The sequence below is a fragment of the Actinomadura sp. HBU206391 genome, assembly GCF_014323665.1.
GTDB lineage: Bacteria > Actinomycetota > Actinomycetes > Streptosporangiales > Streptosporangiaceae > Actinomadura_C.
This window is the reverse complement of sequence record NZ_JABVEB010000001.1, coordinates 265,194-291,557: the sequence shown is the minus strand read 5'-3', so window position 1 is coordinate 291,557 and position 26,364 is coordinate 265,194. Positions and strand designations below refer to the sequence as shown.

Genomic DNA, 26,364 nt, shown 5'->3' with positions numbered 1-26,364 from the left:
ACACATCCCCAGACCGTGTGCAAGAGCGCACACCATAAGGAGACGTTTCGTGAAGTTCAGCTACGCCATGCTTCCTGACTACCCCGTCGCGGACTCGCTGGCCTCCATCAAGCTCGCCGACGAGCTCGGGTTCTACGCGGTGTACGCGGCCGACGAGCCGTGGCACAAGGACCTGTGGCTGCTGTTCGCCGCCGCCGCCGCGAACACCTCCCAGGTCCGCCTGGGCCCGTCCGTCTCGGCGGTGACCCTGCGCGAGCCCTCGCTGATCGCGCAGGCCGCCGCGACGCTGGACGAGCTGACCGGCGGCCGCGCCGAGGTCGTCCTGGGCTCCGGCAACTTCGGCGTGCTCGCCCAGTACAAGATCGACTGGACGAAGACCAAGCCGCTCACCCGGGTCAAGGAGGCCACCGCGGTCGTCCGGACCCTGCTGGACGAGGGTGCCATCACCCGCGACGGCGAGTTCTACTCCTACGACGGCCTGTTCACCTTCGCCCGTCCCGTCCAGGAGCACCTGCCGGTCAAGATCGGTGCGATGCGAGGGCCCAAGTCGTTCGAGGCGGCCGGTGAGCTGTCCGACGGCGTCCACCACGCGCTCAGCTACTCGCGCGGCGCGTACGAGTACGCGGTCAAGCACTTCAAGATCGGCGCCGAGCGCGCGGGCAAGGACTGGCGGTCGCTCGACATCGGCGCCTGGGTCGTCTTCGCGGTCGGCCCCGACTCGACCGCGGCCAAGGAGGCGGCCCGCAGCATGGTCGGCCTGTACGCCTCGGCGATGCCGGCCGAGCAGCTGGAGCGCAACGGCGTCGACCCGGCGGACATGACCCCGATCATCCAGGCCATCGGCAACGGTGACCTGGCCAAGGCGATCGAGCTGACCACCCCCGAGATCACCGAGAAGCTGTCGATCGCCGGCACCCCCGACGAGGTGCGCGCCAAGATCGAGACCGACATCGCCCCGACCGGCGTCAACCACATGATCTGCGCGATCACCGACGCCGCCCTGGTCAAGTCCTTCACCGGCCGCGACCTGGAGGGTGTCCCGGACGTGGACGGCCAGCTCCGCCTGATCCACGACGAGCTGATGCCCGCCTTCAAGTAAGGCCCCGACGGCCGCGAAACCCACCCCCACGGCCACGGCATTCGGTAGGGCCGGGCGCCCAAGCGATGGCGCCCGGCCCTGGCGTGTTCCAGCGCCTCATTCGGCCGCGGGGCGATCACCGCGGAGTCTGTGCTTGAGCTTGAAGGCGAAATCGTAGGAGAGGCCTTCACCGTCCCAGAACAGGCGGGCCGTGCAGGGGCGGCTGTCGAGCCTGCGGAGGGTGAACGTCAGCCGTGTCGGCTTGGAGGCGATTCCCCGAGCGAGGTCCTTGAGTGGGGCCTCCCCGAACCGGCTGCTGGTGACCGAGGCGGATCCGGCACCCGCGAGTGTGAGCCCGACCGCCGCCCCTTGGCACCCTTCGGCTGCGATGGTGCCGCGGAAACCGACGACGGGCTGCTCGGTGAGGCCTTTCGAGACCTTCAACGTGGTGGTGACGACGGCGCCGGGCGGCAGCTCCCAGACGAACGCGAATCCGCAGTTCAGCGATTCAGGACCCATGCAGCGGGGATTGTCCGCGGCAGTGTAATGACGTGGTTCGGCTCCGGAGTGGTAGTCGAGACGGTACCCCTGGGGGACGGCGAAGAGGACCATCGCGGGCAACGCGACCGCTACGACCAGACCGGCCTGGCGCCCCCAGAAACCCTCCGCCCTGTCCAGTGCGCCCTCGGGCTGCTGGGGACGAGGCCGAAGGGGTGCCAGCCGGTCCTGGAACCGGGCGTGCCGGAACTGGTAAACCGTTCCGGCCTGCCGGAGAACGCCGCGTTCGTGAGCATCAGCGATGAACCGGGTGAACCGCAGGGGGAGTCGTCTCGTCGCCGCCAGCCTGAGGCGCGAAAGCAGGAAGGTCCCCCAGGGCGTGTTCACAGCGGACACGGCCATGAAGACCGAACCGAAAACGGCCGCGTACAGCCCCGCCGAGCGGCTGCTCGCGGCGAAGACGACCGTCACCACCGCGGCGATGACGAGTCCGACTCCGAGCCCGGCCAGCAACGCCGAACCGATGGCCGTCAGGCGCTGGCGACGCAACATGCCGAGCGGGTCGATCGCTCGCGGGTCCGGTCGGTGAATTTCGGCCCAGACGCCGTCTTTGACGACGAAGTAGCCGAGGCCCGCCATCCCGAGCGCACCGGGCGCGGCCAGCGGCGGCGCGAACAACAGGCGCAGGAACCACCAGCCCATGGCGCAGAACAACACCGCGACGGTCAGGGCGACGACCTGGGACCGGAACTGCCACCAGGACAGGTCGCGGGTGCCGTGTGCGGCCATGTTCTCCGCCAAGTAGGTGAGCCAGCGGCGCGCACGACGGGGGTGGCCGGAGGCATAGACGGCGGGGATGAAGGCATCGAGGAGGTGGTCCTCGACCGCGGCACGGTCTGTGAAGTCCAGCAGCTCGGCGGGATCGGCGGGACGGCGTTCGTACACGGTGCGGGCCAGGTCGGCCATGAGCGGGGTCGACAGGGCCTCGGCGAGAGGGCCGTCGGAATGGGCGCGCAGGTGGGCGCGAACCGGATTCCAGCGGTCGTCTTCCGGGATATGGGTGAGGTCGAGGAAGTCGATGACCTCGGTGGCCTTGATGGGCTTGAGTTCGATGACGGCGGCGCGGCTGAGGAACGCGCCAGTGGACGTCACGGCCGTCTCATACTCGTCGCCACGGCAGGTCAGCACCAGTGGGCCGGTGGTCACGGCGCGGTCGATGGCGTCGATGGCCTTCGCGTGCAGGTGAGGGGCGAGTTCGTCCAGGCCGTCGAGGATCGGCATCACCCTCTCGGTGGTGAGCAGCCGGGAGATGACGTCCTCGGTGAGCGTCGGATGGTCGGCCCGGATACGGCGCGTCATCCAGTCGAGAAGGGGTACTTCGGGATTCCAGGACGACAACGGGAGCAGGACCGGTACGGGCTCGTTCTCCTGCGGTCCCTTCAGCAGATCGAGGAGAAGCTGCATCGCCAGGACTGTCTTGCCCGATCCCGGCTTCCCCAGGACGACGAGTTGCCTCCGGGGGAGGGCCCGGAAGGCTTCGACGATCCGGCCGACGTCGCCGCGCAGCCGAAGACGGACCGGACGCGCGCCCGTCACGTTCCGGCCGAGCACGGCCTCCGGCGGAGCCTGCACCGGCCGTCCGGTGCTGGACCACCGGACGGGCAGCGGGACCGGCCTGGACAGTGACCCGATCCTGGCTTCTTCGGCCGCCCACTGTGCACGCACTTCGACGGCGAGAGAACGCGCCGCCGCGTCAAGGTCCAGACCACCACGCGCTGCGCGCCAGCTCACGATTCCGATGCCCAGGCCGATCAGGCTGATGAAGACGCCGAGAACGCTGGCGGACTTGTCCGCGCGGTCCAGGCTGCCGAGGGCGATGAAGAAGGTACCGATGACGAGCAGGACCAGTACGCCGCCGATTCTCTCCACTCGTCGCATCGAGCCAAATCTACAATTCCGGCGAATCTGGCGCGGAACCTTGAGACATCACTGCGCTGCTACATGCCTGTTCGGGGGGAAGCGGACGCGGCGGCGAACCGGTCAGGGACCGTGCCACCACGCCGCCTCGGTCACCACGGCAGGGGGCCTTCCGCATCGAAGAAGCCCCCGGTCGGGCCGTCGGGGCCGAGCCGCGCCATCCGGACGATGATCTCTGCGCCCTGCTCGACGGTCTGGATGCCGGTGTTCCCGTTCAGGTCGGTCTTGGTGTAGCCGGGTTCGACCGCGTTGATCCGCATGTTCGGGAACGCCTTCGCGTACTGCACGGTGATCATGTTGACCGTGGTCTTCGAGGCCGGATAGGCGACGCCGGGGTAGGCGTACGTCGGGGTGCCGGGTTCGCTCACCCGCGTGATCGAGGCCAGGCCGCTGCTGACGTTGACGATGACGGGGGCCGCGGATCGCCGCAGCAGCGGCAGGAACGCGTGCGTGACGCGCACCATGCCGAAGACGTTCGTCTCGAATGTCTCACGCATCATGTCGGCGGTGACGTCCGCGGCGCCGATCACGCCGTTGTCCGGTCTCCGCTCTTCGATGCCGGCATTGTTGACCAGCACGTCCAGTCCGCCGTCGGCTTCGATGGTCTTGGCCGCGGCGGCGACGGAGGCGTCGTCGGTGACGTCGATGAGGACCATGCGCGCGTCCAGCCGTTCGGCGGCCCGGCGCCCTCGTTCGGCGTCCCGGCTGCCGACGTAGACGGTGTGCCCCGCCGCGATGAGCCGGCGAGCGGTCTCGAAACCCAGACCCTTGTTCGCTCCGGTGATGAGTGTTGTCGTCATGGCTCCAGGTTGCGGCCGGGTCGGGCGGTCAGCCAGTCGTCGCGGCTTCCTGGGACCAGCCGTACCAGGCAGATCCGGGACCGGCGGCTGCACACTGGGAGCATGGCGACGAGGGAATTCGGGCGGGCGGTCCGCCGCTGGCGCGACCGGGTCCTGCCCGAGGCCGCCGGGCTGCCCACGGGCGGGCAGCGACGCGCGCCCGGACTCCGGCGGGAGGAGCTCGCCCTGCTGGCCGGGATCTCGGTCGACTACGTGACCCGTCTCGAGCAGGGCCGCGCCTCCAATCCGTCGGCACAGATCGTCGAAGCCCTGGCCAGGGCCCTGCGGCTGTCGGGAACCGAGCGCGCACACCTGTTCCGGCTGGCCGGGCTGGCGCCACCGGGCCCGGAGACCGTTCCGGCTTACCTCACCCCCAGCGTCCAGCGGCTGCTGGACCGCATGACCGGCACACCCGTCGGGGTTTATGACGCGTCCTGGACGCTGCTCATGGCCAACCCTCCGTACGCGGCATTGATGGGCGATCCGTCCGGATGGCGCGGCGACGAGCGCAACGCCGTGTGGCGGCATTTTCTCGGCCCGGGTGGCCGCACCCGGCACACGCCCGAATCCCTGCGCGCGTTCGAGACCGCCCTCGTCGCCGACCTGCGCACGGCCGCCGGCCGTTATCCGGCCGACCAGCGGCTACGGCGGCTCGTCGCGCAACTGCACGCGGGCAACGACCGGTTCGCCGAACTGTGGGACGCCGGCACCGTCGGCCGGCACGAGTCCGCACACAAGACCATCGATCACCCGAACGTGGGCCCGGTGACCCTGGACTGCGACATCTTGACCGTGGCGGGCAGCGACCTGCGCATCATGATCTACACGGCCGAGCCCGGCACCGAGGACGCCGAACGCCTCGCCCTGCTCACCACGCTCGGCACCCAGTCACTCGTCGGATAGCCGTCCACCCGAGCTCTCCAGCGGGCCGCGGAGCGCCAGATGCGCTTTACGCGCTCACCGGCGCAGCCGCGCAAAACCGGCGGCGCCCCCTCACTGCGGTCTGGTCGGCAAGGCCAACGTCACTGTCTCGATCGTCCCGTCTCACCCTGCTACATATCAAAAGGGCTTATAGATCCCACGTCGCACAGCAGTCTGACGGACAGGGTCGTGCCGGCGGGCCCGGTACATGGCATCTATGGCGATGACCACGCCTGCGATGCTTACAATGGCCTGGAATCCCACGTGCCACAAGACGGCCAGTACGGCCGTGAGTCTCATCGCCGAGATGGTGGCCACGCGGGCCCAGTCGGTGGGCCACAGCTCGGGGTAATGCGCCTGGGCGGTTACTCCGACGCCGGTACGGCGGTTACTGCTGGCCATTACGGAGGCCTTCCTGCTCGAGTCACGCGGGGCTCGCCTTAACGAGAATACGACGCGGGCAAGACAGCGAGTGTGTCCAATCGGACATACGAACGTGCGTCAGGTGATCTGTTTCTCCATCTCGTCGGCGAGCGTGCGCTAAAGACCGAACGGCGAAGAGAACCTGCCGGATGAAACATCACCCGCATCCGGCCGGGTGTGGTGAATCGGTCGACGAGCCGGCTCATCGGCCATGACCAGGGCATCCGCAAGGCGATCTTCGCTGGATGTTCACATACGAGCCGGTTCCCGCTCGCCAACGGCTGCGATCATCCGCTCTGCTCGACAAAACGTTATGGAGATGCAGAGATGCCCCCGAAGAGGACTTTTGCGGCGCTCGTCGCCGCGGCCACCGCCGCCGGCACCCTGGCCGGCGCGGGCACGGCGAGTGCACACCAGAGGCCCGATTCGGCCCTGGCGTTCGACCGCACCGCCACCTACCCCGTCTTCCAGAACCGGCCGGCGGGCGAGGACCCGGCCACCGCGACCGTCGCCGAGATCTCGGCGGTCAGCGAGGACGGCCGCACCCTGGTCTACACCGACGCGTTGGCCCGGCGGATCGGCTTCCTCGACATCAGCGACGCGGGCCGCCCGCGCGGGCTCGGCACCCTCTCCCTCGTCGAGCTCGGCAACGCCGAGGACGAGCCGACCTCCGTCGCCGTCGTCGGTGAGTACGTCCTGGTCGTGGTGAACACCAGCGCTAGCTACACCGACCCGTCCGGCCGCCTGGACGTCATCGCCCTGCGCACCCGCAAGCGGGTGGCGAGCTACGACCTGGGCGGCCAGCCCGACTCCATCGCGATCAGCAAGGGCAAGCGGTACGCGGCCATCGCGATCGAGAACGAGCGCGACGAGGAGGCCACCCCGCCCGGCGGCGAGGAGGGGGACCTGCCCCAGGCGCCGGCCGGCTTCGTCCAGATCGTCGACCTGGCCGGTAAGTCGCCCGCGTCGTGGCGCACCCGGCCCGTACCGCTCACCACCGCCGGCGGTAAGGCGCTGCCGGCGTTGGCCGCCGCCGGGATCACCGAGCCGACCGACCCTGAGCCGGAGTACGTGTCGATCAACGGCCGTGACCAGCTCGCCGTGACCCTGCAGGAGAACAACGGGATGGTCCTGGTGGACCTGCCCAGCGGCAGGATCACCAAGGCCTTCAGCACGGGTACGGCGTCGGTGAAGGGCATCGACACGGTCGAGGACGGGGTCATCGACCTGACCGGCTCGATCACCGACACCCCGCGTGAGCCGGACGCGACCGGCTGGATCGACGACCGCTACCTGGCGACCGCCAACGAGGGTGACTGGCGCGGCGGCACCCGGGGCTGGTCGATCTTCGACAGCCGGACCGGCCGGGTGGCCTGGGACGCGGGCAACAGCTACGAGCGGCTCGCCGTGAAGTACGGGCTGCACAACGAAGGCCGGGCGGAAAAGAAGGGCACCGAGCCGGAGGGGCTCGCGATCGCCAGGTTCAACGGTGTTCCCTACGCCTTCGTCGGCTCGGAACGGAGCAACTTCGTCGCCGTCTACGACCTGAGCAAGCCGACCGCGCCGGTCTTCCGCCAGGTGCTGGCCACCACCAACGGTCCCGAGGGGTTGCTGCCGATCCCGTCGCGGAACCTGCTCGCGGTCTCGAGCGAGGAGGACGACGCCACCGCCTTGGTGCGTGCCTCGGTATCGCTGTTCAAGCTCGGCAAGTCGACGCCGGCCTTCCCGAGCATCGTCTCGGCCTCAGGCCACGACGGCACCCCGATCGGCTGGGGGGCGCTCGGTGCGCTCTCGGCCGCAGGTGGCAGGCCGCACCAGCTCTACGCCGCCACCGACGCGGCCTATTCGACGACCAGGATCCTCACCATCGACACGGCCTCCTCGCCGGCCGTGATCAACAAGGCTCTGACGGTGAAGGACGCGGCCGGCAAGCCGGTCGGCTACGACGCCGAGGGCATCTTCGCCCGGCCGCAGGGCGGATTCTGGCTTTCGGTCGAGGGGGCGACCGGAGCGGAGAACAAGCTGGTCCGCCTGGACAGCAGCGGGGTCACCCGGCAGGTCGTCGCGCTGCCCGCCGACGTCGCCGCCGGGCTCGCCAAGCAGGGCTTCGAGGGGGTCACCGCGACCACCGACTCCCGTGGCCGGGAGGCGGTCTGGGCGGCGCTGCAGCGCGAGGTCGCGGGCGACCCGGCCGGCGTCGTCCGGATCGGGCGGTACGACGTGGCGACCGGCACCTGGAGCTGGTACGGCTACCGGTTGGAGACCACGACCACCCCGGGAGACTGGCTCGGGCTCTCCGAGATCACGGTGGTCGGTGACCGGCTCGCGGTCATCGAGCGGGACAAACTGAACGGCCCGAACGCCAAGATCAAGAGGATCTACACCGTCGAGATGCCGCGGACCGCAGCGGCGCCGGGCCCGCTGCGGGTGCTGCCCAAGACCCTTGCGCATGACGTGCTGCCGGACCTGCGGGCGACGAACGGCTGGACCCAGGAGAAGCTCGAGGGCCTGACCGTCGGCGGTGACGGCCGGGTTTACGCGATCACCGACAACGACGCGCTGAACGACGCGACCGGCGAAACCGCCTTCCTGCGTCTCGGCTCCGTCCAGCGGGTCTTCGGGCACAGCTGACTCCCGCACCTTCGCCGGCAAATTCCGTCGACGTGCTCTCGGAAGGGTCGTATCCTCCGCGCAACGGCAGCCTGGGGAAACGGAGTGTGGTGATGCCAAGGAAGACCCCACAGGAGAAGAAACGACTCAGCTACGCCAAGGATCGGCGCCCCAACTACGGCAACAGCGACAAGGCCGCACGCACGACGGTCCCCGCCAGGAAACGGCAGGTGAACCGCGCGAACCGGCACCGTGCTCGGCAGGACCTACTCGCCGCCATGGGCCGGCCCGACGCCGCGGCGGCGTACGCGGCCGAAGGGCATCTTGCGTCCCGTCGGCCGAAGACCTGGAAAAAATTTCCTGATCTGCCGCTCGGAATATGGGTCGAGGGCATTCTCGAGCGCCGGGCCGAGCGGGAAGAGGGCGATGTGGCCGACAGAGCACGACTCGACCGGGCCCAGCGGCGACTGCGCCGCCCGCAGAGGTCCCCTGCGGATCACACGATCCCGTTCCCCTACTGACGCGGGCGGCGCAGGCCATCGGGGTACAGGCACGCGGCCTCCGTACGCCTCTGCGCACCCGCGGTGACATGCCGGACCCGTACGAGGACACGAGATGGCGTACGACGAAGCGCGCCGGCCGGCCGGGTGCAGGACCTGCTCCGCGACCGGCCTGGCGTGACAAAGAGGCGGATGTTCAGCGGGCTCGCCTGACTGGTGTACGGCATGCCTTCTGGAACGGGTGGCTGTACCGAGCTCAGTGGAGCGTGTGGTCGGGCGTCCCGACGATCCGCGTGCCCTTGATGGTGATGTCGATGATGTCACCGACCTGGAACTCGCTCATCGCTCGTCTCATCCTCGGCCTGGCGCCTCGAGATCAGCGAGAACCGCCTCGATCTCCTGCACGGTCGGCTGCGGGCCGGTCTCATCGTGAGTGTCCGCAGCGACGTTCGCCAACTCGTCTCGGTAGGTTTGCGAGCGCAGCGTGGTGTAATCGATCATCGCGCACCGCCCTCAGCTCGGGGGGGCCGCCAGCGTTCGTCGAGCACGAGCTCGATCTGCTCGCGCGTCGTCAAGCCGATCCGGTAATTCGCCCGGTGCTTGCCAGAGCCACCCACAAATAGATCCTTTGGTCGGGAACAGGGACCCCGGACACCGCGAAAGCTCCGCCCGCCTCAGCAGGCGCGGATGTCCGGCAGGCACGGCACCGGCCGTCGTGACGTCGGCTGCTCCCGGCACCGCACACAAGTCCTCGACCGTACGTTGGCCACACCGTGAATCAAAACATAGGGCGGCGTTTGTGGGGTTTCTCACCGACTTTTCCGCTCTACGAAGATGGACAATTACATAGGGTCATCAATTTGCAAGATCCCCGTTCATGGGTACTTATGCAAGATCTCATTCTTGCTATCTGTTTCGCGGGGGTTGAGCGCAAGGATCCGACCACCGGGACCATCCACCTGCTGACCGCGCTGCTGGCGGATTCCGACGACCCGTGCACCACGCTACTGGTCGCCATCGGCGTGGACACCGATGAACTCCGTCGGGCACGCTCTGTCAACAGATGGTAACTTTCTGTTCGTGACAGGCTCCCCCCACGAAGCCCTCCACCGGATCTTCCACGAGGACACTTCTCTGTTCGCCCGCGCCCTTCGACAGCTACTCGACATCCCCGTGCCCAACCCGCACTCGGTCTCGATCCTCAACATCGACCTGACCGAGATCATCCCAGTGGAACGCCGGGTGGACACCCTGCTGATGGCCGAGATCGCCGGTCCCGACGACCCTCACGCCTTCCTGATCGAAAGCCAGACCGGCCCCGATGACGACAAGCTCTACTCCTGGCCCTACTACATCGCCTACGTGCGGGCCAAGTACTCCTGCGAGGTCACACTCTTGGTGATCTGCTCCGACCTCAAAACCGCCGAATGGGCCCGTGGCCTGATCGAGATCGGGCTGCCCGAATGGCCCACCATGCTGGTGCGGCCGATCGTGTTCGGACCCGACAACGTCCCCGCGGTCACCGACCCGGCCCAGGCCAGCCGGGATGTGACGCTGTCGGTGTTCTCCGCGCTGGTGCACAGCCGTGACGCCAACCCCGATGGCATACTGAAAGCGCTGGCCACCGCATTGGACACCATCGACACCGGCACCGCCGCCTTCCTCGCCGAGTTCACCGAGGCAGGGCTGGCGGACACCGCCGCCCGACAGGTATGGAGAGCCATCATGTCGACCACGACCAACCAATACGTGTCCCAGCTCCGCGCCGAAGGCCGCGCCGAAGGCCGCGTGGAAGGCGAGGCCCAAGCCGTCCTGACAGTGCTCGACTCACGAGGCATCCCACTGTCCCAAGACGACCGTGATCGAATCCAGGCCTGCACCGACCTGACCCTCCTCGACGAATGGCTCCGCCGTGCCGGTCTCGCCACATCCGCCGACGAACTCTTCGGCAGATGAGCTCAGTCCGACCGCTCTGAACGCACTGCTGTACTTCTCGTGGTCCGCGAACGGGTCTTTGACGCGAGCGACGTAATCCTTACCTTCGAGCCGGACCTCGACCGCGGAGTTGGCGTACGAGATCGCCCCTCCGCGACCACCGTCCATCGACAGCAGCTCTCGGTCGTCCTCGGGGAGGGCCCGGAACACCTGGGCGATGGTGATCAACTCCGCCCGGCTCTCCGGAGAGTCCGCGTAGTATCGGCCATCTCCGCGTCGAGCTCGACGCTGCGGGACTGGCGGCGGACCTGGCCACGGCGATGATTCGCCAGCATCTTGCGCGCCACGCCGTACAACCACAGCGTGGCCTCCTGCCCGGGGGCAACTCTTCCACCCGCCGCCAGGCGATGGTGAGGGTCTCCGCCATGACATCCGCCGCGTCCTGCGGCGAGTCACATCGGCGCGCGGCGTAGGCGGTGATCAGGCCGTACGTCTCCCGGTGGACGACGTCCGCGTTCGCTACCAGGCCTCTCCCCATCCGCCGATGATTCCGATGCGATCCCGCAGCGGAACATCACGGGACGTACCGGTGAGGGACGCGGAGATTGCACGGCGGGACCGGAGCGCCTCGACCGCGAGGCAGAGGTCTTCGGAGTCGCTCGCCGGCTCGCCGGCACCCGGATGACGCCATTCGTCGAGCGTGAACAGCGGCCTGGCCTCGGCGGGCAGGCCCAATGGCTCCTTGAGCTGCTCGGCGGACAGGAACGTACGGTCGCACAGCTCACGCGAATCGGTGAGCCGCAGCATCAGGGTCTCGAGCGGGCCGAGATGATCACCGAAGTCGGGATCCCGGGCGAGGTCGACCCGCGCGTGACCGTTCGGCAGCCGTACGGTGCCGGCGCTCCTGGCCCGCTGGATCTCCCCGGCCTCGTCCTCATCGAGGATCTCGGAATCCGCGTCCCAGATCGTCCCCGATGTCATCCCGAAGCCGAACCTGTGCAGCTCCAGCCGTACGTTCTCCTCGCCGAGGCCGGTCACGAGCGACTGGAAGACCAGGCCGTCGGTGCCGCCCGGGTTGATGAACCCGGTCATCCGCATCGCCGCACAGAAATAATTGGTGTTGTCCCAGATCGGGAAGTCGAAGTCCGCGGAGTACTCGTCCAGCTCGGCGATCATGAGCGGATCGCTCGGCGGCGCCTCGACCTGCGGAGCGGCATCGAGCGCGGCCTGTATCGCGGCCGGCAGGGACCGCGTCACCAGAGCGAGCCGGTCGAGGAGCGCCTCGGTCGCGGCCGCACCGACCGCGGCGGTGAGCCGGTGAGTCGTTCCCCGGGGGTCGGTGCTGTGGAGCGTACGGATCGTCTCCTGGGCGATCTCGTCTTCCGCGGCCGCGCGCTCGGCGAGCAGCCGGTGGCCCCGCTCCGGATGGCGGGTGATCCACTGGCACAGGACCTCGACATCCTGATGGTGAGGCGAGAACAAGCCGCCGTCGATCGATTCCGTCACACCCCGGACCCTGGCGGCGATTTCGTACGCCTGCTCGGCTCCCGAGGCCAGCAGGCACGGCAGCACGCACCAGGGGACGTTGTGCAGCATCCCGTTGCGGTCCACCCGATCCGCGATCCACGGCAGGACGCCGTCGCCATAGCGCTCGGTGAGGGCGAGATTGTCCCGGCCGCGAACGTGGAACTCCCATCGCAGCCGCCGCGCGTGGCCTACGAACTCCTCCGCGCCTTCGAGACTGAGCAGCGCCGCCCACGTCATGTCCGACTCCAGCACGAACCTGCCGCCGACGAGCGCCCCCTCGCCCTTCCGGAAGACCGCCAGACCGGAGAGACGCGTGCGCGCCTCGTCAAGCGGCATCAGCCCTCGATGGTCGCGTACGGGGAGCATCGCGTCGTTGATGGCGGCGCGCAGGTTCGGGCCGAGCGGGCCCTCGTCGTGATCCACGGCGCCAAGCTAGACGACCCCACCGACGTACGGGCCGGCCCAACGGATGAGGACACCTCGCAGGAGACCGACACCAGGGGTGTTTCCGCAGGTCAAACAGGTGAAGACCCGCCCGCGATGGCGTGCCTCCCAGCGGGTGGCGTGGGCCACGTGCGGATCGAGGACTATGCCCTCATCGGCGACACGCGATCAGCCGCCCTCGTCGGTCGCGACGGCCCATGGGCGACCGGCACACCGGCACCGATCGCCGCACGGCAACGCCGGGCGTTCGTGTTCGCGTGGAGCCCATCGCACCACCCGGAACCCGCGACTGGTTGCTCCGCGCCGTCGCGGGCCGCCCGGAGGACCTCCAGGTCATGTACGGCGTGGCAGGCGATAGGCGTCTTCTGGCCGGCCGAATCGCTCGCGCTCATCGGGCGCAAGGACGAGGCCATGGAGCTGTTCGAGCGGCTGCTCACCCTCACCAACGACGTCGGCCTGCTCGCCGAGGAGTACGACCCCGTCCAGGCGCGCCAGCTGGGCTGGTTCCCTCAGGCGTTCACCCATATCAACCTGATCCGTACGGCCCAGGCGCTCAGCTAGGCCGCCAAGAAGTCCTCTGGCCCTGAGGCCGGGACGACCAGATTCTCGCCGGGTGGGTAGCCCCGCTTGCCCTCGAAGTCCGCGAGGACCACACGGGTGACGGCCTGTAGCCGCTCGACGGCATTAGCGATGTGCATGACTCGCTCGTTCACTCGGCAGGGGTTACACGGAGAAGTCCGTTGGCGCGAGTCGGACGCAACCGCAGGAGACCATCCGCGCGCCATGCGGCGCTCGCCCGCCGGAACCCACACCCGCCGCTTTCCCTGCCGTGTCGTCGGTGGCATCCGCCGCATCGTTGCGGAAAAGTCTGACAAGAACCGTTCTTTCCGTCACCTCGCCGAGCCGATGCGAAACGTCGTACCCGTCTGGTGATGTGGGCGCAGCGATACCGAGCACAGAGGAACGGTCGATGGAACGCGAGCGGTGGCAGCCCTTCTTGAAGCGCTGGAGCGAGGAGTGGATCTCCACGCACGATCCCGAGAAGGAAGAGCCGCTGGACGAGGACGTCATACGGGACGCCTGGCTCGGCTTCGCTCCGGCGAGTGCCGAGGAGGTCGCAGCCGCGGAGGCCCGGCTCGGCCACTCGCTGCCACCATCGCTGCGCGAATTCCTCCTGGTGACGAACGGGTGGCGCAACGCGGGCGACTTCATCGACCGGCTCACGGGCGCGGCCGAGCTCGAGTGGCTGCGCGACACGGCCGACCGCGACTGGATCGACGCGTACGGGGGATACGCGGACAAGGACGAGGAGGACGACGGCGACGTCCTTGGAAGGTCCCTGCGCATCTCCCTCACGGGTGACGCCTGCGTCCTCTTTCTCGACCCGAACGACGTGGACGAGAGCGGCGAATGGGCCGCCTACGAGCTCGCCTCGTGGTCTGGGACGGGACCGGTACGCCACGGCTCCTTCCACGACCTGATGTACGACCTGTACACGTCGTTCCACGCCCTCCGGAAACCGGCGGGACAGACACGGGATCACTGGGACGACAGGGTCGAACAGGCGCGGCTCGCCGCACTCGCCGGCGAGATCGACGAACCCCTGGCCGTGCTGGAAGAGGCGGAGGGCTTCGGACGTGACCGGGCCAGGCTGCTGCGTTTTCAGATGCTGGCCATGCTCGGCAACTGGTACACCGTGGTCATGAGCCATATCGTGCTCAACCGCGACGACCCAGCCGAGTTCCTGCAAGATCCGCTGTTCACCGAAGAACTGCTGCCCCTGCTGTTCACCGAGGACCGGCTCACCCACCGCCGCGAGCGTGCCACGCTGCAACTACTCATGCAGCGCGGAGGGGAATCGATGCAGCTGCTCATCGCCGAGTATCAGGCGCGGCTCCGCGACCCCGGCTCCCGTCTCACGTTCGGAAACCCCGAATTCGACACGGCGGTGCATCAGATCATCGATCGCCTCACCGCCGACCCCGCGTTCCGGCAGCAGGGCCCGGTCACCGCCCCGCGGAGCTCGCCCGGGATCGCAGCCGGCCTGTCCTTCGAGGACGTCGGAGGTGTTCATGAGGCCCGGCGGCGTCTCACCGATGCCGCGTGGCCGGAGCTGCGGGAGGCCATCAGGCTGTGGCGCCCGGTGAGCGAGGACCACATCGCCCCGGTCGCCTTGTTCGCCCATCCGGTGCTCGCTGAGATGATCACTGCGGACAGGGGACGGGAGATCCTCTCGATGCGGCGGGGTGACCACGAGTGAGCCACAGGCGCCGGCCGTGTCCCTCCCGCGAAAAGATCGCGGCCTCGAGGGAATGGTGAGGTGGGGGATGGCGCTCAGCGTCAACGCGCACTTCGACGCCGGCTGCGGACGCCCGTGAGCACCACTCCGGCAGAGGCCGCCTCCCAGGGCGCAGGCGTGCCCACCATGTCCGAGGTCGACCGGATCACCGCGCACACCGATCCGGTCGTGCGCAACCTGCAGATCACACAGTGCTACCACGAGCTGTCCACAGCGCTGGTCACGCGCATCGGCCGAGCGGCGAACTGGTGCACGTTCGCGGTCTGGGCGTCCAAGCAGGCCGGTCAGACCATCCGGCAGGAGGACCTGGCGCGTCACCTCGAACGGTTGCTGGGTTCCTCTCCCGACACTCGGGACTGCGCCGCGCTGGTCGTTCGGCGCCTGCGGTGGATCATCCCCCGGCGCGTCCGCCGCGACGCCGACCGGCTGGTGCTCCAAACGGTCGCGGCGGTCGTCGGCCTCGATGCGGCGGGCGACGCGGCCGCCGAGGGAAACCGAAAGGTCTTCGCGGAGATCGCCCGCGAGTTCGCCCGTTTCCTGGCCGCCTTCTCCGGAGAGCAGGCGGACGGCGAGCATCAGATCGCGGAGTTCTGCGCCGCGCTCCGGCCGGGTGATCCGCCAGAGGGGCAGCGGTACCTCCGGCAGGCCTTCACCCGATACCACCAGGCACTGTTCACCTCGGACCCGAAACGCCTGGCCGAGCTGCTGCTCCTGGCCAACCTCGAGATCGGCGTGCACGAGCAGACCCGGCTGCAACCGGAGATCACCGCGGCCCTCGAGGCGCCCATCGTCGATCCTGACGAGGTCGAGCGCCGGCTCCTCGATCTGCTCCTACCGGGCGGCGGCCTGCGCCGGCGGCTCCGCCTGGCGATCTTGGCGTTGTCGGGCAGGCGGCGCCTGCTGCGCGTCGCCTGCGAGCATCTGGCCCGCCATGCGCGCACGGTGGCCCGCCACGCGGTCACCGAGCACATGATGACGCTCTCGCTGCCCAGCGGTCAGCTGCTCTATCTGGGGCAGGACCTGCCCGCCGAGTTCCCGCCGGTGCTCTCGCAGCTGTCCGACCCGGAACTGCTGGCGTTGCTCCGCGAGATCGACCCGACGACCGACAGCCTGCTCGGCACCGGTGCACGGGACTGGTCGGACCTGCCCGACCGCATGCACTACATCGCCGACCTGTTCCGCTGCCAGGCCCAGCGCGATGACCTGCTCAGCCCGCCTTTCACCCCCGAGCAGGTCGTGGCCGTCAAAGGCGGGCGCCGGCCCTCCGGCCGTCTCTGACCGACCATCGGCGCGCTCGTCGTGGCGCTAGAGTCCGCCCATGACCGCTAGTGATGATCTCCTCCGCCGCATCGAAGCCGAACCTGATCTGGCCGGACTGCTGGCGTGGCCCGGTGACTTCGACATCGCACGTCGCGACCCGATCGAAGAGCTGAGGATCCCGTCCGGCCTGCCGCTGACACCGATCGCGGGAGACGGCGCCGGCGGCACCTACTTCCTGTGCGGCGCGCCGGGTGGTCCACGCCCGGTGCTGTACACCGACTCCGAGGGCGGGGCCACGCTGTTCGCCTCCGACCTGGTCGAGGCCGTCACTCTGATCGCCGCTTACCCCTACTGGCAGGAGCTGGGCCGCGGCCATTCAGTCGAGGAGCTGGAGAAGGAGATCACCGACGACGATCCCGATTTCCCCGCCGACCGCGCCGCGCTTCTCGCCCTGCTCGATGTGGTGCCTCCCACCGCCGAAGAGGCCCTCGCGCGTCTGCGGTCCAGCGCTGCTCGCACCGTCCCGGATTTCCAGCCCATCGCCCGGCACGAAGAGGGCGACTCCGTCTATGAGACGTCCTACACCCCCCTGCTCTGACCTGGTCGCACCCTGATCAGGAACGCTGCGCCGTGTACGCCACCACCTGCTGGAAGGTCGGCCGGTTCTGCCAGTCGATCGGACGGACGCCGACGACGCCGGCGGTGACCGTGCGGATGTCGTCGGTGTGCTTGTCATAGGTCAGGGCACCGGCGGTCGTCACACCCTGCGCCTGGAGCAGCCGCGACACCGCCGCGGACAGAGAACTCCGCAGGTCCTGGCGGCAGGCGGCGAGTGAGCCGTCACCGCAGTACGAGCGATGCCACCCGCCCGTCACCGGCTGTCCGAGCAGCTGCCGCAGGTCCTTGCTGACGTACCCGTACCAGGCGACGCCGTTCCACGCCGAGCCGAGTCCTTGCCGCGGGTGGTCGTCGAGCCGCTGGGGCAGCTGGTCGACGAGCGAGCCGAGGCCGCCGCGCAGCGTGCTCTTGGCCGCGTCCTCCCACCACGCGTCGAAGATCGCGATCGCCGCCTGGTGGTCGTACGAGCCGTCGCGATCCCGGTCCACCCGGTGCGCGCCGCCCGCCAGCCAGGCGCGGAGCAGCCCCGCCGCGTCGGCGGCCTGCGGGTCGTCCCCGAGCGCGTCGAGCAGCATCGGCAGCGTGTGGCGGGCCCTCGAGTCGACGGTGGCCGCGTCCTGCACGAGACCGGCGAGCGATTCGCGGGTCACGTCGCGGGCACCGGCGATCCGGTCGGACAGCGCCAGGCTGCGGTACACCGGGCCGTAGCCCCAGGCGCTGTCGGCGGCCGAGAAGCCGGGCGCCTGCTTGTTGTTCCAGCTGACCAGGTGGCCGGTCGGCGGGTTGATCTGGCGGGCGTGGCTCTCGAACGGCAGGAAGCCCTGCCAGTCATAGCGGGCGTCGCCCCAGCGGGGCAGGTCGAAGTCCACCTCGGCCGAGCGCTCGGGCAGCAGACCCGAGCCGAAGTAGGCGATGTCGCGGCTGTCGGCGTAGAACCAGTTGAACGTGTAGTCGACCCCCTCCATCGCCCGCTGGAACGAGGCGGCGTCACGGACGTGGCCCGGGTCGTTGGCGCGGGCGAAGCCGATGATCGAGTCGACCTCGCGCCGGTAGGTGCTGCGCTGCGCCGCGATCGCCACCGGTGTGCCCCCCGCGGTCGTACGGAGCTGAACGATGCCGTGATGGGTGCGGAGCACCTGGAACGTCAGCCTCTTCGGCAGGCCGGGCGCGGTCGGGTTCGGCAGCGCCGTCTCGGTGTGCGTACGCGAGTCCAGCGGAGTGCAGACCCCGTTCTTGAGGTACGCCTGCGAGTTCACGGTGGCGGGCGAGCCGTCCATGTTGCACAACCGCTCGGCGACGGTGTCGACGATGTCGCTGCTCGCGCTCGTGGCCGACCACGCGTAGTCGACGCCCCGGCCGAGCTGGACGACCAGGTTGGTCCCCGCGAACGCCACGCCGCGCGCCTTGACGCCCGGCCCGTCGAGGACCTGCTCGGTCAGCAGCTGGGGAGTGTAGTAACCGGTCTGCGGGCCGAACACCGCCACCGGGTGGCCGCTGCGGGTGTGGTCGGCCGCGACCAGGGCCGCGTTGCTCATCCCGTTCGCCGTCTGCCGCAGGTCGACCGTGCCGAAGGGGACGTCCAACCGGCCGGGCTGGGCGGGCCGCCTACCTTTACCGAGCAGGTCGTCCAGCCGCGGCAGGTCGCCGGAGGCGGTCGCGCCGGTGCCCGGTGCCTGCGGGCCGTCGAGGTCTGGCAGCGCCACGCCGGGCCGCGCCGGATCGATGCCGCCGCTGCCGCCGTACGGGAAGGTGACGGTGGCCGTCGTCGGCGCCTCCGGGTCGTTCTTGGCGCGCAGATCGTCGTAGACCTTGCGGGCCTCGGCGTCGCCGAACCGCTGCCGCAGCCGCTGGAACCACAGCGCGTTCGCGTACTCCCCGCCGCCGCCCTTGCCGAAGATGCCGCCGACGAGCGAGGCGACGTACGTCAGGTCGGCGCGGGTCCACCTCTTCGGCGTCTTGCCCAAGGCGACATACTCCGCCGGGCAGTCCACTCCGACGGGCAGGCCGAGCGGGCACAGCCTGCCCTGTGCGGCGTTGACGCCCGCGAGATAGGCGTCCACGACGGGGAGCAGTGCAGCCCCGTCGGCGCCGTAGCGAGCGGCCGCGGTCGTGATCTGGTCGGCGGCCTCCTGCTCGGTGTACGGCGCGGTGCGCAGTTGTTCCTGGTCCATGGCGACGTTGGCCTCGGTCGCGCCGAGGAACTCCGCCGACCGTGCGGCGCCCGCGTGCCGCAGTACGTCCTGCAGGAACATCCGGTCCATCGTGCCCGCGTAGCCGGCGCCCCAGGCGACGTCCGCACGGGTCGCACCCTTGATGAACGGCACACCGTAGGAGTCCCACCGGATGGTCACGCCCGGCTTCGGCCTGGCCTGGCGGACGACCCGGTCGGGTTCGAAGCCCGCGTCCTTGTAGTACTTCGTCAGGTCGGCGTTCGCGATCTCACCGGGGCCGAGCCGGCCCAGCGCGTCGTGCATCTCCAGCTGGTCGGCGAAGTTCTTCGGTGCGTTCTTCCCGTCGACGGCCACCCGGCCCACGGGGTCGCCGAGCAGCACCTTCGCGAGGTCGGTGGCGTTGATCCCGCCGGACTGGCCGGGCGGCAGGATGCTCAGCACGCGCCCGTACGGGTCCTCGGCCGCATGGGCGGGCGTCGCGGAGGTGCCGAGACCGACCGCCATGACCGCTACGGCGGTCAGGACCCTGCTTCGACGCACGGTGTCCTCCAACGGGGCCGGCGGACAGGCAGAGAAGCGCGAAAGCTATTGGAACAAGATTCCAATAGCTCCGCGAGTATCGCCGATCCGCTGGCCGAGGACAAGACCTGGATGGCGGTCTTGCTCCTTGTGCGCAGGAATGGCGGCGTCGGCCATTCCTCGCTCGTCACCCGGCCGGCGTGCTGGAGATGGCGGGCCGTCTCTCATTCCTCATCCGGGCCCGGCCCGCCGGCCGAGAGAGTGCGGAGGGCCGCCAGCAGAGCGGACCACTGCTTTGCGGGAAGAGCCGAGAACACCTCCTCGGCCGCGATCTCGTAATCGTGCAGCCACGCGGCGGCGCGCCGGCGTCCGGCCTCAGTGATGATCACCTGGGTGGCGCGCCCGTCCCGTGGATCCGCGCGACGCTCGAGGAGTCCCTCACGGACGAGAGCCTCGGCGAGGGTGGAGACCGTGCCCTGACTGATACCGATGCGACCGCCGAGTTCGGTGATCCGCAGCGGACCGGATCTCATCGACTCGACGAGCAGCTGAGCGCGAGGCATCGACAGCTCGTGGCCGACCAGCCGGTTCGTCAGCCGACCCCCGAGCAGCTTCGAGGTGCGTCCGAATTCGTCGGCCAACGCGCCCGACGTCGCCAAGCCTATGTGGAGTCACCCTGCCGGGCTGCCTGAACACCACCGTGTCGCCACCGCCGTCTCGGGCAGACGCTCGACCGCGGCCCCACCGACCCTGACCGCCGCAATCGAAAGGGACCCCATGACCGTCGCACGACTCCCCGAAGAGATCAACATTCGCTGGACCGAAGCCCTCAACGCCGGCGACGTCGCCGCGATGCTCGACCTGTACGAGCCCGGCGCCGTGCTCGTGCCAAGCCCAGACGCGGAGCCCGTCTCCGGTCCGGCCGCCATCGAGTCGAACCTGCGCTGGCTCGTCGGCCTGCGCGGAAAGATCACTTTCGAACCGCGCTACTGGCTGCGGAACGGTGACCTCGCGATGGGATCCATCGACTTCCATCTGACCGGCGGTAGCGATGAGGACGGAAATCCGGTCGATATGCGCGGAAGAACGTCCGAGGTCGCACGCCGCCAGCCTGACGGCACGTAGAAGTACGTCTTCGACCACCCCTTCGTGGGCGGCCCTGCGTAATACCCTGCACCCTCCGACGCAGGGTCGCTCCAACAGGCAGCAGCCCTCCGGGGTCGTTTCTGAGTCAGACCGCGGAAGCCCGGTAGATGTCCAGTAGGTCGGTCTCTCGCTCCGACCACACCTCGAACATCTCCTCGTCCCCGTGTTCGCGCAGGAACTCGAACTCGGCCCGGGTCACCGGCACGAGGGTGATGAACTCCACGGCGATCTCGCCTTGGTCATCGCGGAAGAGATTGAACTCTTCGTCGGCGTAGGGATGCGGCTCCGCGAACAGCCCACAGATCTGGGTGTCAGGGATCAGCGGCTCGGCGTTCAGGTAGCCGCCTTCGTATTCGTGACCCTCACCGCTCTGCACCACCCGGTCGGCGACGACGTGGAGAAGGTAGCCCGCCTCGGTCTCCTGGCCGGGCCGGGCGGAGCAGACGTACTCCTGGGGGAACAGCGCGGTGATCCGCTGGAACCGCACTCCGTTCGTGGCGGCCGAGACCATGTCGAGGTCAGGGTGATCGTAGAAGGCGATGGCGAACCCGCGGTTGCGCCCGCCGATGGCGTCCGGCGGCTCCGCGTGGCGCAACCGTCCCAGATGGCGCTCGGTGTGGTCGAGAAGCCCCTCGAACCGTCGCGGATCAGTTAGTTCCCTGAACCGCCGCTCGGCCGTTTCGAGTGCCGCGTCCGGATCGTCCATTCGCTTTACTGTAGATAGCTCGAGGTCGCCGATGGTTCGAAATGGTGCAGAAGCCGGGCGTCAAGGAACCGCGTGATGCCGTGGATGCGATCGCCGGTGAGCGTCAGCACGATGATCCCGGTGGGTTGTTCGACGGCGTCGGCGAGGTGGCAACCGAATGCCGGCTGCCCGTTGGCGCGAGTGGGGCGCAACCGTAGCCGCCGGCCGGCGCGCCAAGTGGCGCTCGCCCGTAGGAACGAGGCGATCGCCGTGACCCCGTGGTATTCGTGCGGAGCGGGGGGCATGGCCAGCCATGCGTCGTCGGTGAGCAGAGCGACCAGCGCGTCGATGTCGTCGGTGCTGAAGGCCTCGGCGAAGCGGCGGACCACGTCGCGCTCCTGCGCGGACCCGGGTGCGGGCGGTGCGCCGTGAACATCGCCGCGGTATCGCCGGTGTCGTAACAGGCACCACCGGAAGGAGACATCTATGACCAGCCCAGCTTTGCAGGCGCTGGCCCACCACCGCGCGTGGACCGGCAAGGGCCTCGACTCGGCGATGAGGTACATCGCTGACGACGTCGTGTGCGACGCCCCGGCGGGGCGGATCGACGGCATCCAGGCGTACCGGGAGTTCCTGGCGCCCTTCGCCGAGCGGTTCCTGATCAGAGCGGAGATGATCGCCGCGTTCGGAGACGACAGCACGGCCGTGCTCATGTACGACGCCGAGACGATCCCGGCCAAGAGCGCACCGGCGGCCGAGTTCTACACGGTTCGCGACGGAAAGATCGTCCACAACCGGTTCGTGTTCGACCGCACGCCCTTCGATGAGTTCCGCCGCCGGCAGGCGCAGGCCACTCTCTGACATTTCGACCACCCGGCCGGACCGAACGTGGATCGAGCCGGCCGGGTGGTCGAAGGATGATCAGGGATGGATTCGGACCCTGCCCTGGGTGAAGTGGGCGAGTGCCTGGTCGATCTCCTCGATCGGCGGGCGGAGCGTGCTCACGGCGAAGCGGATCCCCTTGATGCCGAACTCCTTGCGATGCAGGACGCGTTGCACATCCGGGTGATCCAGACCGGAGACACCCGGAGTGCTCGGGGTCACGCCCGGCGCGAGACCGAGCACCAGGAACCGTTGCCTACGCCACCTCTTCAGCTGGAAGCCGGTGACTACAGGCCAGGGTAGGAACAGCTGATCCGTCGGATTGCTGGTGCTGCAAAGCAGGCCTTGGGCGGACATCCGCATCGCGACCGCCGGAACGTCCATGGCGTTCCAGAGCTCGCGTAGACGCCGGGCGGCGACGAAGTCGGCCAACGATCCGACGAACAGGCTCAGGCCCGCGAATCCCTGCAGTACCGGCCAGGCGAGCGATCCGGTTCCGTCCCCCACCGAAACGATCATGACCCGAGACAGTATCGCCAAGGTGACGAAGACTGCGCCGAACACCATCATTGACCAGGCGGAGAAACGCTTGGCTCGTACAGCCCTCCTGCGCGCGGCGAGCACGACGTCACGGTCCACCTCGACGATGAACTCAGATACCTCAGGTTCCGGTCTCATCCGCGCAAGTGTTGCGCATCCCGTCAATCGCCGGGGGCGATCAGACCGGTCTCGTAGCCGACGACGAATCCTGCTCAGATCGGTGTCGCCTGCCTGCCTGCCGATTCCCCGGTGGAGTAGGTGATGCCGGTCAGTCGCTCGGACTCGCGCCACAGGCGGCGTTGCGCCTCACCGTCATGAGACAGGGCGCTGGACTCGACGCGGGTGGGGAAGCCGGTGAACTGGGCGCGGCCGGGCGGACCGTAGTAGTCACCGCCGCTCGCGTCCGGATCGACCGCGGCGCGCAGCGCCGCCAGGGCGCCCATGGGCGGGCTCTGCATCAGCCACCAGGTGAACATGCGCAGCCGCGGGCTCATCATGATTCTGACGAACGGGCTCATCTCCCGGCCGAACTCGGTGCGCGCGTTGCCGGGGTGGGCGGCGACCGCGATGGTCTGCGCTCCGGCTGCGGTCAGCCGGCGTTGCAACTCGTAGGTGAACATCAGGTTCGCCAGCTTCGACTGGAAATAGGCGGTCGAAGACCGGTATCCGCGCTGGGACTGGAGATCGTCGAAGTTGATGGTGCCGCGCCGGTGGCCGATGCTGCTGACCGTCACGACCCGCGAGCCGGGCACCGCGAGCAACCGGTCCAGTACCAGCCCGGTCAACGCGAACGGGCCGAGATGGTTGGTGGCGAGGGTCAGTTCGAAGCCGTCCTCGGTTCGGCCGTACCGCGTCCTGATCCCGCCGGCGTTGTTGATGAGCAGATCGATTCGGGCGTGTTCGGTCCGGAGTCGCCCTGCGGCGCGATGGACCGACGCCAGGGAGGCCAGGTCCAGTTGCAGCGTGCTGAGCTTCGCCTCCGACGCGTCGGTGCGAATGCGGGCCGCGGCGTCCGCCGCCTTGCCCGGGTTTCGGCAGGCCAGCACGACCGTGGCACCGTGCCGGGCGAACGCCCGGGCCGTCTCGAAGCCGATTCCGGTGTTGGCGCCAGTGATCACGACCGTTCGGCCCCGCTGGTCGGGCATGTCGGCGGCCGTCCACCGCCGCCCAGGCGTGTTGTGGCTCATTGCGTATCGCCTCCGGTCCGTGGAGCCCATGGAGTCGGTAAAGTCGGGATGGTCGTCCCGCTTCTTCAATATACGGGACGCCCATCCCGCTTGTCAGCCACAGGGAGGTCTGCTCAGCGATGGAGAACGAGCAGCCCGGCCGGACGCTGCGCGCCGACGCCCGGCGCAACCGTGCCCGGGTGCTGGAGGTGGCGGCGGAGGTCTTCGCCACCGAAGGCCTGTCAGTGCCGGTGCACGAGATCGCCCGGCGCGCAGGCGTGGGCACCGGGACCGTGAGCCGTCACTTCCCCACGAAGGAGGAGCTGTTCGCGGCAATCCTGCTCAGCCGGATGGAACAGCTCACGATCCGGGCCGATGCACTGGCCGAGTCGGAGGACCCGGGGACCGCGTTCTTCATGTTCTTCGCCACCCTCGTCCGCGAGGGCGCGGCGCACCGAGGACTCGCCGAAGCCCTGGCGGGCGCCGGCTATGACCTGGAGACCACCGCCGTACGCGCCGGATACGACGTGACCGGTAGGTTGCGCGAGCTGCTCGCATGCGCCCAGGAGGCGGGAGCGGTCCGGGCGGACGTCGCCTACGCCGACGTGAAGGCCCTGATGGCGGGCTGCCTGTCGCGGGACGGCGGAAGCGCCGCACTGGACCCGATCATCGCCGTCATCTGCCAGGGGCTCCGAACCGTACCCGACTGAGCACCGACGACCGCCGTCAGGCGATGGCCATGGCCTGGCGGAGGTAGTTGACGACGACACGGCCTGCGCGCGCGCCTCCGAAGATCGCCAGATGCGTCTGGTCATTCGCCGGGGGCGACGAGACCGGTCTCGTAGGCGACGACGACGGCCTGAACCCGGTCGCGCAGGTTCAGTTTCGCGAAGATCCGGGCCAGGTGGGTCTTCACCGTGGCCTCGCTGAGGTGCAGTTCGGCGGCCAGTTCGGCATTGGACATGCCTCGGCCCAGCAACCGGAGGACCTCCAGTTCGCGCGGCGTCAGCGAGGACAGGTCTCGGTGGATCTCGGGGACCCGGTCGGCGCGGGCGAAGCGCTCGACGAGCCTGCGGGTGATCGAGGGGGCCAGGAGGGCGTCGCCGGTGGCGACGAGCCGGACGGAGGCCACGAGGTGCTCGGGGGTGACGTCCTTGAGCAGGAAGCCGCTGGCTCCGAGGGCGAGCGCGGCGTAGACGTACTTGTCGAGGTCGAAGGTCGTCAGCATGAGCAACTTGCAGCCGGGGTCGTGCTCGAGGATCCTGCGGGCGGCCTCCAGGCCGTCCATCTCGGGCATCCGGATGTCCATCAGAACGACGTCGGGCCGCAGCCGCCGGACGAGTGTCACCGCCTCGGCCCCGTCGCAGGCCTCACCGGCGACCTCGATGCCGCCTTTGGTGAGGATCATCCGGAAGCCGGTGCGGACCAGGGTCTGGTCGTCGACGATCACGACTCGGGTCATGGGCGCTCCATGGGGATCCGGGCTCGCACGCGATAGCCGCCGCCGAAACGGCGCCGGGCGTCGAGGTGCCCGCCGTACAGGGCCACTCGTTCGCGCAAGCCGATCAGGCCTCTGCCTTGGCCCTCGTTCACGGGTGCGTTCGAGCCGGTGTTGAGCACCTCTATCCGCAGGTTGCGGGTGCCATAGCCGACGATCACCTCGGCCCGCGAACCCGGCGCGTGCTTGAGGGCGTTGGTGAGCGCCTCCTGGACGACCCGATAGGCGGTGACGTCGATTCCGGTCGGCAGCGGCGTGGGCTCCCCGTTGATCGTGACCTCGACCGGCAGGCCGGCGAAGGCGATGCGGTCGACGAGCGTGCCGAGGCGGGACAGACCGGGCTGGGGGGCCAGTGCGTCCGCGCCCTCCTGATCGGGAGCGAGCACGCCCAGGAGGTGCCTGAGCTCCGTCATCGCGTCGCGGCCGGTCTTCTCAACGGCGGCCAGGGCGTCGGTCGACTCGCCTTCCTCGAGAGCGTGGCGCGCGGCCCCGGCCTGGACGACCATCACGCTCACGCTGTGGCTCACGATGTCATGGAGTTCCCGCGCCACCCGGGCTCGTTCGCCTTCGACGGCGAGCCGGGCCGCGGTCTCGCGTTCCTTCTCCAGCAGCCAGGTCCGTTCGCCGAGCTCCCGGGTTCGCACGCGACGCATTCTGGCGGCGAGATACAGGGGAGTGACCACGGCGGCCACGATCCACGGGACGGTCCAACCCGGCAGGTGCAGCGTGGTGCCGGCGGCGGCGAAGGAGACGCCGGCGATCGCCACGAGGTAGGCCGAGCAGACCAGGCGTACCAGCATTCACCCATCGTGACGGTCGGCGGGCGGA

The 26,364-nt window shown here is 69.1% G+C and carries 24 protein-coding genes and 1 pseudogene; 13 read left to right on the top strand and 12 right to left on the bottom strand.

Annotated features, from left to right (window positions below; genetic code table 11):
• The first annotated feature begins 49 nt into the window (after positions 1 to 49).
• Positions 50 to 1,099: an LLM class flavin-dependent oxidoreductase gene (locus HKK72_RS01475; RefSeq protein ID WP_187232348.1), complete on the top strand. Its 1,050-nt coding sequence runs from the start codon at positions 50 to 52 to the stop codon at positions 1,097 to 1,099.
• 96 nt (positions 1,100 to 1,195) lie between these two features.
• Here the strand turns inward: HKK72_RS01475 and HKK72_RS01470 are convergent, their stop codons facing one another.
• Both HKK72_RS01470 and HKK72_RS01465 read right to left on the bottom strand, forming a co-directional pair.
• Entirely contained in the window at positions 1,196 to 3,514 is a 2,319-nt protein-coding gene (locus HKK72_RS01470; RefSeq protein WP_187232347.1) for an NACHT domain-containing protein, read from the bottom strand.
• Between the two features lie 131 nt (positions 3,515 to 3,645).
• Positions 3,646 to 4,353, bottom strand: coding sequence for an SDR family oxidoreductase (locus tag HKK72_RS01465; RefSeq protein WP_187232346.1), 708 nt, complete (start codon positions 4,351 to 4,353; stop codon positions 3,646 to 3,648).
• Positions 4,354 to 4,455: 102 nt separating this feature from the next.
• Between HKK72_RS01465 and HKK72_RS01460 the strand changes: the two genes are divergently transcribed.
• The 5 genes from HKK72_RS01460 to HKK72_RS01440 all read left to right on the top strand — a co-directional run bounded on the left by HKK72_RS01460 (position 4,456) and on the right by HKK72_RS01440 (position 10,802).
• Complete coding sequence (locus tag HKK72_RS01460) at positions 4,456 to 5,295, top strand: helix-turn-helix transcriptional regulator (RefSeq protein ID WP_187232345.1); 840 nt, start codon at positions 4,456 to 4,458, stop codon at positions 5,293 to 5,295.
• Positions 5,296 to 6,063: 768 nt separating this feature from the next.
• Entirely contained in the window at positions 6,064 to 8,367 is a 2,304-nt protein-coding gene (locus tag HKK72_RS01455) for an esterase-like activity of phytase family protein (protein WP_187232344.1), read from the top strand.
• A 92-nt stretch (positions 8,368 to 8,459) separates the two neighbouring features.
• Entirely contained in the window at positions 8,460 to 8,867 is a 408-nt protein-coding gene (locus HKK72_RS01450) for a hypothetical protein (protein WP_187232343.1), read from the top strand.
• A gap of 866 nt (positions 8,868 to 9,733) precedes the next feature.
• On the top strand, positions 9,734 to 9,916 hold the full coding sequence (locus tag HKK72_RS42600) for a Clp protease N-terminal domain-containing protein (RefSeq protein ID WP_187232342.1): 183 nt from the start codon (positions 9,734 to 9,736) through the stop codon (positions 9,914 to 9,916).
• A gap of 10 nt (positions 9,917 to 9,926) precedes the next feature.
• Positions 9,927 to 10,802: a hypothetical protein gene (locus tag HKK72_RS01440; RefSeq protein ID WP_187232341.1), complete on the top strand. Its 876-nt coding sequence runs from the start codon at positions 9,927 to 9,929 to the stop codon at positions 10,800 to 10,802.
• A gap of 498 nt (positions 10,803 to 11,300) precedes the next feature.
• Here the strand turns inward: HKK72_RS01440 and HKK72_RS01435 are convergent, their stop codons facing one another.
• Complete coding sequence (locus HKK72_RS01435) at positions 11,301 to 12,731, bottom strand: DUF7003 family protein (RefSeq protein WP_187232340.1); 1,431 nt, start codon at positions 12,729 to 12,731, stop codon at positions 11,301 to 11,303.
• A 384-nt stretch (positions 12,732 to 13,115) separates the two neighbouring features.
• Here HKK72_RS01435 and HKK72_RS40485 point away from each other — a divergent pair.
• Positions 13,116 to 13,313: pseudogene (locus tag HKK72_RS40485) on the top strand (glycoside hydrolase family 15 protein); the annotation flags it as partial.
• Here the strand turns inward: HKK72_RS40485 and HKK72_RS01425 are convergent.
• A complete protein-coding gene (locus HKK72_RS01425; RefSeq protein WP_187232339.1) occupies positions 13,310 to 13,450 on the bottom strand; it encodes a hypothetical protein in 141 nt (46 codons plus the stop codon). The pseudogene HKK72_RS40485 and the gene HKK72_RS01425 sit on opposite strands and share 4 nt — an antisense overlap.
• A gap of 272 nt (positions 13,451 to 13,722) precedes the next feature.
• Here HKK72_RS01425 and HKK72_RS01420 point away from each other — a divergent pair, with 272 nt between their 5' ends.
• From HKK72_RS01420 to HKK72_RS01410, 3 genes are all read left to right on the top strand, one after another.
• Complete coding sequence (locus tag HKK72_RS01420) at positions 13,723 to 15,012, top strand: SMI1/KNR4 family protein (protein ID WP_187232338.1); 1,290 nt, start codon at positions 13,723 to 13,725, stop codon at positions 15,010 to 15,012.
• 114 nt (positions 15,013 to 15,126) lie between these two features.
• The gene (locus HKK72_RS01415) at positions 15,127 to 16,329 is read left to right on the top strand and encodes a hypothetical protein (RefSeq protein WP_187232337.1); all 1,203 of its coding nucleotides are present in this window, start codon (positions 15,127 to 15,129) and stop codon (positions 16,327 to 16,329) included.
• A 40-nt stretch (positions 16,330 to 16,369) separates the two neighbouring features.
• Entirely contained in the window at positions 16,370 to 16,909 is a 540-nt protein-coding gene (locus HKK72_RS01410) for a hypothetical protein (protein WP_187232336.1), read from the top strand.
• A gap of 16 nt (positions 16,910 to 16,925) precedes the next feature.
• Here HKK72_RS01410 and HKK72_RS01405 read toward each other — a convergent pair whose 3' ends face one another.
• Positions 16,926 to 19,640, bottom strand: a complete 2,715-nt coding sequence (locus HKK72_RS01405) for a penicillin acylase family protein (RefSeq protein WP_187232335.1) — start codon at positions 19,638 to 19,640, stop codon at positions 16,926 to 16,928.
• 203 nt (positions 19,641 to 19,843) lie between these two features.
• Positions 19,844 to 20,260: a MarR family winged helix-turn-helix transcriptional regulator gene (locus tag HKK72_RS01400; protein WP_187232334.1), complete on the bottom strand. Its 417-nt coding sequence runs from the start codon at positions 20,258 to 20,260 to the stop codon at positions 19,844 to 19,846.
• Positions 20,261 to 20,396: 136 nt separating this feature from the next.
• Between HKK72_RS01400 and HKK72_RS01395 the strand changes: the two genes are divergently transcribed.
• Positions 20,397 to 20,744 (top strand): YybH family protein, encoded by a 348-nt coding sequence (locus HKK72_RS01395; RefSeq protein ID WP_187232333.1) that lies wholly within the window; start codon positions 20,397 to 20,399, stop codon positions 20,742 to 20,744.
• A gap of 106 nt (positions 20,745 to 20,850) precedes the next feature.
• On the opposite strand, the gene HKK72_RS01390 is transcribed toward HKK72_RS01395, so the two are convergent.
• Both HKK72_RS01390 and HKK72_RS01385 read right to left on the bottom strand, forming a co-directional pair.
• Entirely contained in the window at positions 20,851 to 21,471 is a 621-nt protein-coding gene (locus HKK72_RS01390; RefSeq protein WP_187232332.1) for a suppressor of fused domain protein, read from the bottom strand.
• 5 nt (positions 21,472 to 21,476) lie between these two features.
• The gene (locus HKK72_RS01385) at positions 21,477 to 21,839 is read right to left on the bottom strand and encodes a nuclear transport factor 2 family protein (RefSeq protein ID WP_222720172.1); all 363 of its coding nucleotides are present in this window, start codon (positions 21,837 to 21,839) and stop codon (positions 21,477 to 21,479) included.
• A gap of 97 nt (positions 21,840 to 21,936) precedes the next feature.
• Between HKK72_RS01385 and HKK72_RS01380 the strand changes: the two genes are divergently transcribed.
• Positions 21,937 to 22,311, top strand: a complete 375-nt coding sequence (locus HKK72_RS01380; RefSeq protein WP_187232330.1) for a nuclear transport factor 2 family protein — start codon at positions 21,937 to 21,939, stop codon at positions 22,309 to 22,311.
• Between the two features lie 60 nt (positions 22,312 to 22,371).
• On the opposite strand, the gene HKK72_RS01375 is transcribed toward HKK72_RS01380, so the two are convergent.
• Both HKK72_RS01375 and HKK72_RS01370 read right to left on the bottom strand, forming a co-directional pair.
• On the bottom strand, positions 22,372 to 23,010 hold the full coding sequence (locus HKK72_RS01375; protein ID WP_187232329.1) for a hypothetical protein: 639 nt from the start codon (positions 23,008 to 23,010) through the stop codon (positions 22,372 to 22,374).
• A gap of 74 nt (positions 23,011 to 23,084) precedes the next feature.
• Positions 23,085 to 24,059, bottom strand: a complete 975-nt coding sequence (locus HKK72_RS01370; RefSeq protein WP_187232328.1) for an oxidoreductase — start codon at positions 24,057 to 24,059, stop codon at positions 23,085 to 23,087.
• Positions 24,060 to 24,178: 119 nt separating this feature from the next.
• On the opposite strand from HKK72_RS01370, the gene HKK72_RS01365 reads away from it, so the two are divergent.
• Entirely contained in the window at positions 24,179 to 24,748 is a 570-nt protein-coding gene (locus HKK72_RS01365; protein ID WP_187232327.1) for a TetR/AcrR family transcriptional regulator, read from the top strand.
• A gap of 101 nt (positions 24,749 to 24,849) precedes the next feature.
• On the opposite strand, the gene HKK72_RS01360 is transcribed toward HKK72_RS01365, so the two are convergent.
• Together HKK72_RS01360 and HKK72_RS01355 are read right to left on the bottom strand one after the other, a co-directional pair.
• A complete protein-coding gene (locus tag HKK72_RS01360; RefSeq protein WP_187232326.1) occupies positions 24,850 to 25,500 on the bottom strand; it encodes a response regulator in 651 nt (216 codons plus the stop codon).
• The gene (locus HKK72_RS01355) at positions 25,497 to 26,336 is read right to left on the bottom strand and encodes a sensor histidine kinase (protein WP_222720171.1); all 840 of its coding nucleotides are present in this window, start codon (positions 26,334 to 26,336) and stop codon (positions 25,497 to 25,499) included. The genes HKK72_RS01360 and HKK72_RS01355 overlap by 4 nt, the downstream gene beginning before the upstream one ends.
• Positions 26,337 to 26,364 lie beyond the last annotated feature (28 nt).